6 protein-coding genes are annotated in these 14,402 nt (G+C 31.7%); all 6 read left to right on the plus strand.

What is annotated here, in order from left to right; all coding sequences use genetic code 11:
- Nucleotide 1: 1 nt before the first annotated feature.
- From ACQY6M_RS05715 to ACQY6M_RS05740, 6 genes are read left to right on the plus strand one after another with little or no spacing between them, the layout of a single operon-like run.
- Entirely contained in the window at nt 2-3,184 is a 3,183-nt protein-coding gene (locus ACQY6M_RS05715; protein WP_428741369.1) for a baseplate J/gp47 family protein, read from the plus strand.
- The gene (locus ACQY6M_RS05720) at nt 3,172-5,910 is read left to right on the plus strand and encodes a hypothetical protein (RefSeq protein ID WP_428741368.1); all 2,739 of its coding nucleotides are present in this window, start codon (nt 3,172-3,174) and stop codon (nt 5,908-5,910) included. The genes ACQY6M_RS05715 and ACQY6M_RS05720 overlap by 13 nt, the downstream gene beginning before the upstream one ends.
- A 45-nt stretch (nt 5,911-5,955) precedes the next feature.
- Nucleotides 5,956-11,067, plus strand: coding sequence for a hypothetical protein (locus ACQY6M_RS05725; protein WP_428741367.1), 5,112 nt, complete (start codon nt 5,956-5,958; stop codon nt 11,065-11,067).
- Nucleotides 11,067-12,845 carry a contractile injection system tape measure protein gene (locus ACQY6M_RS05730; RefSeq protein ID WP_428741366.1) on the plus strand — a complete coding sequence of 593 codons (1,779 nt, stop codon included), beginning with the start codon at nt 11,067-11,069 and terminating at the stop codon, nt 12,843-12,845. The genes ACQY6M_RS05725 and ACQY6M_RS05730 overlap by 1 nt, the downstream gene beginning before the upstream one ends.
- Before the next feature lie 25 nt (nt 12,846-12,870).
- Nucleotides 12,871-14,259 (plus strand): eCIS core domain-containing protein, encoded by a 1,389-nt coding sequence (locus tag ACQY6M_RS05735; RefSeq protein ID WP_428741365.1) that lies wholly within the window; start codon nt 12,871-12,873, stop codon nt 14,257-14,259.
- A gap of 7 nt (nt 14,260-14,266) precedes the next feature.
- On the plus strand, nt 14,267-14,398 hold the full coding sequence (locus tag ACQY6M_RS05740; RefSeq protein WP_428741364.1) for a hypothetical protein: 132 nt from the start codon (nt 14,267-14,269) through the stop codon (nt 14,396-14,398).
- Nucleotides 14,399-14,402 lie beyond the last annotated feature (4 nt).

The following is a 14,402-nucleotide window of genomic DNA, read 5'->3' on the forward strand; positions in this document are numbered from 1 at the left end:
CATGAGTAAAATCATTTCTAGCATATTACAACGAAACGGAACAGGACAAGAGCTGCGTTATATTGAAGCGTTAAATCCTGAAAATTTCGAACTTCACGATTTTACCATAGAAGATTGGATATTGTTTGCCTATAATTTTGCTAAAAAGCTCAATTATTTTCCTACAGAAAATCACGAAGTCACTTCAGGAGATTGGCAACATTTTTTCAAAAAACTAACCACTGAAAATATTCCTTTTAGAGGAACAAGAGAGTACAATAAGTTAAAAGAAAATATTCAGGCAACTCTTGAGGGATATACCAAAGAAGGAAAATTAAGTCCGCACTTAACTTTATTCGTATGTTTTTTAAAGTTATTAGAACTTTCAAAAGAACGATTTAACAACTTAACCAAACGTCATTTAGACTTTTACTACAAAGAAATACTTCAAGTTCAAAAAAGAGAACCAATCCCTGATCAAGCGCATGTGATTTTTGAGCTGGCTAAAAAAATAACGGATGAACAAATAGGGGAAGGAACTTTATTAGATGCGAAAAAAGACAGTCTTGGAAATCCATTAGTATACGAAACAGAAGAAGAGTTAATTGTCAATAAAGCATCAGTAGGAGCTATAAAAACAGTTTATAATAACAATACAGCAGAATTAAAAAAGATAAAAGCAAGTGAAGTAGCTAATACGAAAGATGGAATTGAAGAGGAATTACCAGAAGAGGCTCCGTATTGGTATCCTTTTGGATATCCAGCAAGTAAAGAGAATGCTACTGAGTTGGCAGATGCTGAACTTGGATTTACCATTGCTTCACCGATGTTGTGGTTACAAGAAGGAGAAAGAACTGTAACCGTTACCATTAAGTTTAAAAACAATTTTGAAGCATCTTCTTTTGAGGTGAGTGATTTGATTTCAACCATTCAACTTTTTGGAAGTGGAAATGAAAAATGGATAACACCTACATTAACTGCCATTAACCATGTGAGCGAAGGTAATTTAGAAATTACCAATCAGGTAAGTTTTACATTCACATTAGGACTTGATTCAGAAGCGTTGGTAGCATATAATGAAGAGTTTTTATTTAAAAAATATAATACATCACATCCATTAGTTCGTTTCGTTTTTGATGTTTCCAACACGAATGGATACGATTTTTATAGGTTGTTGGCAGGAAATACACTTGAAAAAGTAACTATAAAAACAGACGTCAAAGGAGTAAAATCAGCAACCGTTGAGAATGATAATGGAGAGGTAAGAACCAAGAAGCCATTTTATCCATTTACAACACGACCTATTGAAGGATCGAATTTTAGTGTGGATTATAACGAAGCTTTTTCGAAAAAATGGAAAGATTTTACAGTAAACCTCCGCTGGAAAAATACTCCAGAAGATTTTAAAGATTGGTATCAAGCATACGTGCAACCGTCTAGCTATTCTTCAATTAATACATATAAAAACCAGCTTATAGAAGATATAAGTTCAAGAGCTATCTTAGTTCAAGATGAAAATTATTTTAAAGCGGAAAAGAGACTGTTACATGCCGCTGGAGAAACTAAAGAAACGATAGGCGAAATTGTAGAACTCTTTAAAAAAGAAGTTTTTGAAGATGGAGATAATGAAGAGATATTTTATACCGCTGTTTTTACAGTAACTAATTCAGGAAATTCATATGAAATTGATAAGGCAGGACCTTTACAATTATCGTTACAGCAATCATTTTTACACGAATTATATCCTAAGTTGTATGCGTTGGCGGTAAGTGCAAATAATAAAAATATCAATCTTCCTAATGAACCTTATACTCCTTTAGTGGAATCTATTTCTGTGGATTATTTAGCAGAAGAGACCATGGTAATGGAAGAAATGGATTTGAAAGAAAATCGCATTCAATTGTTTCATGAACATCCTTTTGGGCAACATGAAGAAAACTATGCAGAAAAGAAATACTTACAAGAAGAAAAAGGTATTATAGATGTTTTTGATAAAGATACCATTCAAACTTTTTTAGTGCCTAAATACTGCTTAGGAGGACATTTATTTTTAGGAATAGAAAACTTAGAACCTCAACAAAATCTGTCATTATTAATTCAGGTTTTGGAAGGAAGTGAAAATCCACTAGCAGAAAGTTTTGAAGAGAATGAAAAAATCCAATGGTCAATTCTTTGCAGCAATAAATGGAAAACGCTTGAGAATAATATCATTGTAAACAATACCGATAATTTCTTAAAATCAGGAATTGTTAAATTCTCAATTCCTAAAGAAGCAACTACTAATAATACTTTATTACCATCAGGCTATACTTGGATTAGAGCTCAAATGCATAAGTCATATGACGCAGTATGTAAAGCAATTGGAATTCACGCTCAAGTAGTATTGGCTACCTTCAAGAATAACGATAATGAGGTAAGTCATTTAAAAAACGGGTTGCCTAGTGAGACCATCAAAAAAATGGTGACACGCATTCCGCAAATAAAATCAGTTTCGCAGCCATACAATGCATTTGGCGGAAGTACAGAAGAATCTGATGCCAATTTTTATAGAAGAATAAGCGAGCGATTACGTCACAAAAACAGAGCTATAACTTTATGGGATTACGAACACTTAATCCTTCAAGAGTTTCCAGAAATTTATAAAGTGAAGTGTTTAAATCATACTTCAGAAACAAGTTTTACTGCAGCTGGTCACGTTACTTTGATTGTGGTACCAGATACCGTAAATAAGAATGTATTTGATATTTATCAACCAAGAGTTAGCAAAGCTACTTTAAACAGTGTTACTACCTATATTAATTCTTTAAACACCTTGCATGTAAATGCTGAGGTTATCAATCCTAATTATGAAGAAGTAACAATTGGGTTAGAGGTTAGTTTTTATGAAGGATATGATGAGAACTATTATAAGAATCAGCTAAAAACCGATATCACGAAATTCCTATCACCTTGGGCGTTTGACGAAACTAAAGAAGTAACCTTCGGGATTATGCTGCACAAAAGCATATTGATTGACTACTTAGAAAAACTATCCTATGTAGATTATTTACAAAATGTAACCATGAATGGTGATGCAAAAGTGTACAAAATAGAACCAAGTGACCCAAAATCAATATTAGTTTCAGCAAAAGAACACAACGTAAGTACTGTATTAACTACCTGTAAAGGAACTAAAAAAATCATAGAACAAACATGTCAGCTATAAACGAACATATAAGTATTCCTAAGAATATATCTACCAAAGATGACTTAGATTTTTCTTTTTTAAGAAAAGAAGGAATCTCTTATTTGGAAACATTAGGAGGTAAGTTATGGACTGACTTCAATTCGCACGATCCAGGGGTTACTATTTTAGAAATGCTGTGTTATGCCATTACCGATTTAGGGATGCGTATAGATACCCCATTGGAAAATTTATTAGCATCCAAAGATTCCAATTTATCGCTACAAGCACAATTTTATAAAGCTTCAGAAATTTTTCCAACCAAACCAGTTAATGAATTAGATTATAGAAAGCTGTTTATTGATTTAGAAGGGGTAAAAAATTGTTGGTTACGAATTTATAATAAACAGGTGTTTGTTGATTGTAAAAATAACAAATTAGGGTACAAAAAGTTTGAAGGTATTTTACCAGAATTTCAAAAAGATTTTAAACTAAAAGGATTGTATTCATTATTAGTCGATTTAGAAGAAGGCTATACAAAAGAACAAGTTTTTCCTCACATAAAAACTGCATATCATAAAAATAGGAACTTATGTGAAGACTTAATAGAAATAAAAGAAGTAGACACTCAACCGATAGCTATTTGTGCTAATGTTGATGTAACTCCTGAAGCAGACGAAGAATGGGTATATGCTAATATTTTATTTCAAATAGAAAACTACCTATCACCATCTTTAAAGTTCTATTCAATCCAACAGATGTTAGATAAAGGGTATACAACCGATGAGGTTTTTGATGGACCTGTTTTAAAAAATGGATTTATTGATGTAAAAGAGTTGAAAAAAGCTGAGTTGAGAAAAGAAGTACGTCTTTCTGATGTGATGAAAATTATCATGAACATAGAAGGGGTAAAATTAATTAAAGATATCTCTGTAGGTTTTTGTGATGAAAATATTGTTCAAGAAAACAAATGGGTTGTTTGTATCAATCCTGATAAAAAACCTGTGTTATGTGAAAAGAGCACTTTTAATTTTAGCAAAGGATTTCTTCCGCTGAATTTAAACTACAATAAAGTAGACGAGTACTTAAAACAGTTAAAAGAGGATGAGATTGAATCGCAACAAATAACAGATGAAGACAAGGTTTTATCGTTGCCAAAAGGAAGTTCTATAGAAGCTAATGAGTACACCACTATTCAAAATGATTTTCCCGATACATATGGGATTGGTCAGGAAGGGTTAGCTATGCATGTTACCAATGAAAGGAAAGCAAAAGCGAAGCAATTAAAAGCCTATTTAACGTTTTTCGATCAAATTTTGGCGAGTTATTTCAAGCATTTATCAGAAGTAAGAACGTTACTTTCTGTTAATGGACAAGAAATGAGCACTTTTTTTACACAAGCTGTTAAAGACATCAAAGATTTTGACGAACTCGTTAGTGAATATCCACAGTCAGATGATGATGAATTAACAAAGCTATTATTCAATCAGTTTGATAATAATATAGAGAGAAGAAACTCCATTTTAGACCATTTATTGGCGCGTTTTGCAGAACGATTTGGAGAGTATACATTTATTATGAAAGCGCTTTATGGAACAGCTACTGATGAAATCGTATTGTCAAACAAAGAAGCCTTTTTAAAGGATTACAAAGTGATAAGTAGCGAAAGAGGGCTTGCTTTTAATTATTACAAACAAACCCAAGATAACTTATGGGATACTAGTAATATATCTGGATTTCAAAAGCGGGTAGCACGTTTAATGGGAATTGCTAATGAGAAGCGAAGACACTTAACAGAAACCAATGTAGAAATATACGAACTAACAGACAGTGATAATCACACAGTATATAGATGGAGGTTGAGAGATAATGAAGGAAACATACTTTTATCTGCTACTGAAAATTATGCAAAAGTAGCTTTCGCTATTGAAGAATTGTATTTCGCAGTATTACAGGTTGTACAAACAAAAGAAAAAGACATAGAAAAAACTTTTCAGAATGGGTTTGTAGATAATATGCAAGTAGGATTTATAGGGATTCATAAATCTACTCCTTCCAAACCATCCATTCCTGTTAAATATTCTTTTGATGTAATTGATCCAGAGCAACCTGTTAGTAGTACCGATTATATCATAGCCAAACAGTACAAATATTATGCTGATATCAATGATTTGAAAGAAGCATTATTGGAGGTAATCTCTTTTCTAAAAAAAGATTTTACTGAAGAAGGGATGTTTTTAGTAGAGCATATGCTATTGCGTCCAGATGTTACTAATAACGAAGCAGAAAACTTCTTGCCTATTTGCGCAAAAGACTGTGAAGATTGCGGAACTATAGATCCTTATTCTTATAGAGTTAGCATTGTTTTACCAGGATATACGTATCGCTTTTCAAATCCAGATTTTAGACGCTATATGGAAGATGTTATCAGACAAGAACTTCCAGCACATATATTACCTAGAATATGTTGGGTAGGAGAGCGAAAAGGAATTGTGCCTGATAATGAAAATGATTTGTTACAGTTCGAAAACTCTTATAAAGAGTACCTATTTGCTAAAACAAATTTAGAGCAAGAACAACCAACAGAAAATGGTGAATTACAAAATTTGATACACGCAATGCATCAGCTAAATACAATTTATCCGGTAGGAAGATTAACTGATTGTAGTGCAGAGGATGAAGCCCTAGACGGAAGAATCATTTTAAATCAATCCAGTATAGGAAGCATTGGAGCAGAAAAAGAAAATAATAACGAAGAAAACTCATAAAAATAGTACGTGTTTATTTATTAACACAGCCAAAACATAATACGTATGGAAACGACTAACCTAAAACTAAAAGAAATTACAACTGAATATAGTAAGTTTAATGCCAATCAAGTATTAACAGAAACACAATTAAACACATTTATTGATTATTTCGATGATCAAAACCGTTTATCGAGGTTAGGTTTGAGTGGTGTTGGTTTGGTTTGTGGTTTTAAAGTAACTCCTCAGTTTACTATAGATAAAGCTGCTGTTACAAGTATTGAAATAACGCAAGGAACTTCAGTAACTACTGACGGAGATTTAGTTCAGTTTTTTGATTTAATAGAAGAAAACCTATCATCAAAAACATTTTCATTCTATAAAAAGTTTGAAGACACTGATGGTAATTATGAGCGTTTTAAAGATTCTCAAGAAAAAAAGTACAACTTATGGGAATTACATACGGAAGAAGATGAGTCGCACACCAATTTAGTTGAGTTTCCTGAGATACAAAAAATGGCTGTTTTGTTGTACTTAGAGCAGTATTCGAATGAAGATGAATTGTGTAGTAAGTTGACATGCGATAATCAAGGTATCGAACAAATTAATAAGCTGCGAGTATTACTTATTAGCGTTGAAGATTTAGAAGCAATTGCAATAAAGGATACTATATTTTTAAAGCACAATTGGTATAAAATTAATGATGAGTTACCTGTTGTAGAAGCAAAAAGAGTTGTATTAAATGAAAATAACACGCAAACATTTGCAGAGTTAAAAGCGCAGTTTGATAGTGTTGTTAAAGATGAAAGTATTAGTGTAGATCTAATAAAAGGATTCGATGCAATATTCTCAAAATTTCAAAAATCCTCAATAGCTACTAAAATAAAATCATTATTTAGTTTTAGTTCTTTGGCTGTTCCATTAGATTTTCAATATCGATATGATGTTATAAAAGATTTGGTAGATACTTACAATGAGATTAAAGAATTACTTCTTCACATCAACGTAAACTGTTGTCCAAACATAGGTGCTTTTCCAAAGCACATCATGTTGGGAAAATTGAAGCAAACAGAAGATTATCCTGAATTACGTCACCGATTTTATAAATCAACTATTGTAGGTCATGAAAATGAAAACCTTCAAAAAGTACAATTGTTAATTAATAGAGCAATTGCAATGGTGAATAGTTATATAGGAAAAACAAAGTCAGAAGAAGTTATTATCACGCCATCACAAGCACATACTCCTTTAAGCGATAAAGCAATTCCTTTTTATTACAATGTTTCTTCACAGTTTTTAAAGAATTGGGACTTTAACAAAACAAAAAATTACAGAGCAAATCAAAACTTAAGCTATCATAAAGAAAACCTTTCCAGCTCCTTGGCAATTCAAAAGCCATTATCATACAATATTGATAAAAATGATTTCTACAGAATTGAAGGACATCAAGGAAAAATGTACAGAGATGCATTGGCAAAAATTTTAAAACTTAAAAAAGATAACGGATTGAGTTTTGATGTTAAAACACTTTCTATCAATGCTACTGAACAAACTATTAATATAAATAATTACGAGTGTGAGTTTGAAGACTTAAAAATGTTGTTGAACGCATGGAGAGCAGAACAGAATTGTATTTTATCAGAGGTAAGTAAAACATTTTCAGCATTCAAGTTAACCAATCCAAAAGTAAATACAGTTGTAGATGAATTTATTCCATTAAAAGATAGAGGTATCATTATTGAAAAAGGAGATGTTATTGATGTTGTTTCGATGGATAAAGAAATAACAAGTAAAATGGATATACTTTCAAAGACAATCAATACTCAAGAAGAAAATATCTATAAATACGATGTTACCTACGATAAAAATTATACAAACTTATTTGATAAAGAAAATATAGTTAAAGAGAGTTTAACAAAAGAAGACGATTCGTTAGGGACTTTAATAGAAAAAGTATTTGATAAGAATAAAGATGGATCGGCTAGTGATATTATTGTAGAACTTAATAAAGAAACTGAGGCTATAAAAGAAAAAGAAGTTTGGAAAGAAGAACCAACGCTTAGCGACTTTATTTTAACAGATCTTACTGAAACTTTGGTACATGCATATATCTTAGATACCAAAGTGCCACTATACATAAGAGACATAGATAATCTTGTGTTAACAAGTTATAAGCTAACCATTGCTGAGCTATGTAAAAAAGTAAAAAAACTACAAGCAAAGTATAACAGTACTTCATTAGAACTATCAACTAAACAAATTTTAGGATTATTAATTAATCAACTATCAATTGTTTGTTGTTCAGGAAAAAAATTAGAGACACTACTTGCTGAAATAGATAAAAGAAAGAAAAAGATTTTAGAAAGAATACAACTTTCAGAATTTGTAAAACAACATCCAGGGCTTGAACATAAAGCGGGAGTTGTTCCAGGAGGAACTTTTGTAATGGTATATGTTACCGAAAATGCAGCTGATAAAAATACATTTGATGATGTAGTGTTAGATGTTGTATTTAAAAACCAGCCGATATTATCGGATATAGGGATTGTAAAAGACGAGTTCTTATCTTCAAAAGAGACCTTTTTGGGAAAAGAAGTGTTGTATAAAAATGGTGGAGTAATCAATTTATGGGATAGAAGTTCAAGCATTAATTTTTCATTTGTAGATGGAAGTTATTTCAATCTTAAAGACAGGCTGTTTTTTGAACAAGATGTTGTTTTGGTTGGAAAAACATTAGCAGAAACCGTAAGTAATTTTACAGCATTCCTAAATAGAACTTGGTTTAGAGCGGGTGTTTCTAAAATTCTTAGCGCAGAAGAAACTACTATGTATAGAGATGGATCAGTTGGAATGCGCATTACTATTAAAGATCACTTAGTACCAAAAGGCGAATACTTTTTCCAGATTTATAATCCTGTTGTTTTAGAAACTACCAAACGATTGTATTTCGACGAAAATGAAGTGATTAGTGAAAATGAAACATTAAAAAACACCGTAGTAGCAGATTTTTCTCTGCCATATATGTGTTGTTCAGATTGCGCGCCAGTGAACTTCATCATTCCTAAAGAACCACCATTTTTAAGCTTACCAGTAAGTACTATTTGCTTGCAAAAAGATATTGTAATTGAACCATTAATTTTTACCGTGAGACCTGTGGATGGAGAAGTAAAAGCAATTGCTCCTGAAGGAGTAATATCTGGGGTGTTTAAAGATCCAGAAGATGAAAAATGGAAAATAGATATTACTAAAATAGACAAAAGCTTATTAGGTAAACCGATGAAGTTTACAGTAAACGATGAACCTACCGATTGTGAACTTACGGTATATCCAGCATTAGAATTGGTAGTAGATGTAGAACAGCCTATAGAGTATAATGATGATAAATCGCAAGCTAGAGTAACCTATGTATTACATTGGAAAGATGCTGATTTTGTCAATGCTGATTTTTTTGCAAATATTAAGTACTCTTGGGATTTTATGGGAGACGGTACCAAAATAGAACGTACTCCTGTAAACAACAAAGTTTTCCAAAACTATACATTACCAATTGATGATGTTAATAACGAAATACATCCTTCATTAGAAATTTCATTGGGTCCGTGTAAGAAAATAGTAGCTATTAATTCTATAGTTTTTGATACACTAACACCATCAGAGTTAGCCATTCAACCATCATATTGTATAGATCTTACCATAGAAAAAGTAGCTATAATTCCATTTAACAATGTAAATGGAGTGGTAACAATAGCTGGAGGAGCTATAAATGGAGTTACTATTGAAAATAATCAACTAGTTATTAATGTAGCTAGTTTTGAGAATTATGATCAAACAATTGAATTTTTAGAAGATGGACAAACAACAAATGCTAGAATTACTATTCACGAAGTAAAACAAATAAGTATTCGTGAACGAAGTGAATCGAGGTTTGTTTGGAAAAATGGACAATTATTTTACGAGGCTGCTTTTGAAGTAGTATTACCTGATGGGGTAAAACCAGATGGATTAAAGTATCAATGGAACGTAAATGAAATTGAAGCGACTACCGAGTTATTTAACCCTCAATTATTAGTTAAGGAAGGAGCTGAAAATTCTTATACAGTTACATTAACCATTATTGATGGTGGAGGTTGTACTTCCAATACTGAGATATTAAAAAAGATTTCATTTCCAGATTTCACTATAAGCTTGGATGATACTACATTTTGCTTAAATGATAGATCACCACATTCTGTAATGGTACGACCACAGTTTGAGGGAGTCCAGTTAACGGGAGGAAATGTTAAGTTGAATACAGCAACTAATTTGTGGGAATTTGTTCCTGCAAATTCAGGATTAACAGGTTCAGGTATTGTGAGCATTGGTATTGTAGGAACATTTGTTACGCAACCGGTAAGTTTAATCACAACACCTCAAGCAAATTTTACACATAGTTTTGATGAAACAACAAGAATATTATCACTGACAAATACGTCAGAGATAGGAAAAGAATACTTATGGGTTATCAATGGAGTTGAAAGAGAACCACAAACTAAAAGAGTTACAATTACCGAAGATTTAAGCAATTTTGATGGAAGCACTATAGAAGTATCCTTGTCGGTTGTAAGTACTTGTGGTACGAATACTAAGAAAGAAGCCATTGATATTAATAATACACAAGACAAGACATGTGAGGATATTACTAAAGATACTGTAATAAAAGACTTTGAACTGCTAAGTAGAAAAGATGCTAACTTGGGAACAGTGATAAGTACTAATGTGGTTATACCTACCAATGATATTTATGAGGAAATTGTAAATGATGTAAGTAATTCTTACTTAAGTGGAGATAAGAACAATCAATTACCAGTTGTTTTTCCAGACCTATTAAGAAACACATCAGTATTACTTGTAAAAGATATAGAAAACAGAACCTTATTAGTAAAATATTATAAGGCTCAAGTGAAGCTGTTCTTTAATATACTTCATTGTCAAGAACAAACAGTTTTGGAAACAGACGAGAATCATGGAATTATTTCAGAATTGATAGATGCTATTAATAATGAATTTATAATGTTTAAAGAAAATCAAATAAAAGTAGCTGATGAGGCTTTTATACAGTTTTTAAAACTATATGCTGTTGAAATTCAAGCTTCATACATTTCTAAATTGATTAATGAAAAATTAATGCAAAACTTATAATGTTAGAAAAAGAACATAGTATTCAAAAAGTATTTGCTGAGGTAAATACGAGAAGTAAAAAGATAGCTGATGAGTATAAAAACTCGCTAGAGAGCTTTTTACAGGATGAGGTATTTCCAGAAATTGAAAAATACTTTAACTCTCAAGAGTTGGAGAATGAAGAATTCATTCAACAAGTAGAAAATTTGAGTATTGAAGTTACTATGTCAAACAATAATAAGACCATAAGTTTTAGTAGTGTAAAACAAGAAATTAAAGAACAAATAGTAAAAAAAATAAAAGCAGTTTTTAGTAACCCAGAGTTACATGAAGTAGCTGTTACTACAGTTCCTATTATACAATCTAAAACAGACTCCTTCTTTCATTTTTTGCAGCATGGAACAATTGCGTGGTGGAATACAACAAAAGAAGAGAGTTTTACTAACAAAGAGCTGTTTGAAATTACTGAGAGCTCAAATTTTGAAGAGAGATTTTTAAGAGCTTTAAGTAATCCTATCCAAAAAAAGCGATTAATTCAGCAATTTAAAGATGAAGAACTTCAGATTTTATTTCTGGGTATTATTGATAAGACAACAGGATATGTAGAGTTTTTATCATCTATTAAAGAGATAAATTTATTGGCTTATGAAACAAAAAATAAAATAAGGGAACTCTTTATCGATGCTATACTTAGTAAAGACTTTTCGAGAATAATAGTGGAGATTCAAGAGGTAATAAAGATTTCAAAAAGTGAAAGCATTTCAAATAGCGACCAAAAGAAACTAACAAGCTTTTTAAAATTATTGGCTTCAAAAAGTGCAGTGTTTGTTAATCAATTTGATAGTGAAAGACTCAAGGGAAGTGAAGTTAAAAGTAATAAGAGAAGTGTTGGAGTTGCTGTAGAAAAATTCAATGATAGAAAAGAGGAAAGGGTTAGTATAGATAATGAAGATGGAGTAGATAATAAGGCGTATGCTAAGAATGAAAAGATAAATGAAGAACCTATTTCAGTGGAAAAAGGGATAGATCGTTTTAGTTTAACTAATGAAATTAAAGGAGGAGAGAGTCAAAACAAAAAAAATAGTTTAAAAGAAGAAGCATCAGATAAAGAAAAGAAGTTAGTTGAGAAAGAAGAATTAAAAATAAATGAGCAAAAAGAAAATAAAAGTATTGATGATAATGTAGAGAGAAACTCAATAGAAGAAAAAACACTTAAAGAACAAAAAAGAGCAGATTATCAAAGAAGACATCAAGAAGCGTTAAAGAATACATTTTCTAAAGAAAAAGAGGTAGTCAGTGAGTCAAAATCTCATATTGTTAAAAATGCAGGTTTAATACTGCTGCATCCTTTCTTAAAGCAATTTTTCTATTCATGTGGTTTTTTGAATCAAGAAAACCAAATCATCAAACCTGATGAAGCAGTTCACTTATTACATTATGCAGCCACTAAAAAAGAACAGCAGTATGAGAGTAATCTAGTTTTTGAAAAATTTCTGTGTAACATACCAATTTACCAATCTATAGAAAGAAAAATAATATTGAGTGATGAGGTAAAAGAAAAATCAGAAGAATTATTAAAAGCGGTACTACAAAATTGGGAAGTTTTAAAAAACTCTTCCCCAGATCTTCTTCGTAATGAATATTTACAAAGGGAAGGAAAGTTAGATTTAACCAAGGATAATCCTACACTAACAGTTGAGAGAAAAACACAAGATATTTTATTGGATACCAAACTTCCTTGGAATTTAAGCTTATGTAAACTTCCTTGGAAGAAGGAATTGATTTTTACGAATTGGTAAAATATATAACTAAACTTTAGAAGCCATGTTTAAAAGAGATAAAAAACCAGAGGCGAATAATCCGTTGAAAAGAGATGAAAAAAAGAATCCTTTTATTCAACCAAAGTTAGCATTTGGTCGTAAAGGAGATCAATATGAAGTTGAAGCAGATAAGATGGCTGATAAAGTTGTGGGGAATAGTACAGACTCTAATTCAGTACAAAAGAAAGAAAAAGAGGAAGAGATTCAGCAAAAACCATTAGCTTCTGAAGTAAGCTCTCTTGTACAAAAAGTTGAAGCGTCAGAAGAAGAAGAACCCGTTCAAAAGAAGGAGGAAGAAGAAGCAGTACAATCCAAGGAAGAGGAAGAGCCTGTGCAAATGCAGGAAGAAGAGGAGGCTATACAATCCAAATGTGATGATTGTGAAAAAGAAGAACAAGTTCAAAAGCAGGAAGAGGAAGAAGCCGTACAATCGAAATCAGAAAATAGCAGTCCAACTAATAATTCTACTTCATTTGAAGGTAAATTAAGAGGAGGAAAAGGAGGTCAAAAAATGGACGCAGGAACACTAGGTGAAATGGAATCGGGTTTTGGAGCCGATTTTAGTCGTGTAAACATCCATAACGATTCAGAAGCCGCACAAATGAGCCAGGAAATAAGAGCACAAGCCTTTACTCATGGAAACGACATTTATTTTAATAAAGGGAAATATAATCCGAATTCTAAAGAAGGAAAACACCTCTTAGCACATGAGTTAACACATACCATCCAGCAAAGTGGAGCTATTCAAAAATCAGTTGCAGAAGATTATAGTGAAAATTTAGAAGCAAACCGGTTTAGAGGTGACTATTTATTAGAGAAAGCACACGATCACGCATACTTAATCCGTAAAGGTTGCAAAGGGAACTCGGTTAAAAAATTACAATTAGGACTCATAAATCTAGGTTTTGCACTTCCTGTCTATGGACCTGATGGTGATTTTGGCAATGAAACACACAATGCTGTAGCTTCTTTTCAACAAAGTTACGATCTAGGAGTAGATGGTATTGTTGGTTCAGAGACTATGGGAGCCATGGATGATATTTATTCTGGAAAAGGGGTTAAAAAGCAAGATTCTTGTGAAGATACCATACCTTTTAGTGGAACCTTTTCAAATCTATTACCTATTCCTTTTTTTAGTACCAAAAACTGTCCCAATATCACATTAACTTTTGAGCATAAAGCAAATGTTCATGGTTTTCAGTCTTGTGTAAGTTTTGGTGTAAATATAGATTTCGTGGTCTTCAAAACTATACAAACCAAAGATAAATTTCAGAAAACAATCCTCAAATTTAAAATGAAAAATGCTGTTAAGCACAGATTAAATTTCACAATGCACCCAGACTGTGCAGGATTGAGTATTACAATCAAAAATGGAAAGTTAAGAAGACATTAAATAAGGTATGAAAGCTTTACCTAAAAATACAAGTCAAAAAGGAACTTCTCATGCTACTATACAAAAGAAGGAAGAGAATCCTTATTCTGGAATACAGATTAGTAGTAAACAATGTGCTACCATATTTGTTAACGTTTAAAAAG

Origin of the sequence: Tenacibaculum sp. (assembly GCF_050290165.1) — a bacterium.
GTDB lineage: Bacteria > Bacteroidota > Bacteroidia > Flavobacteriales > Flavobacteriaceae > Polaribacter.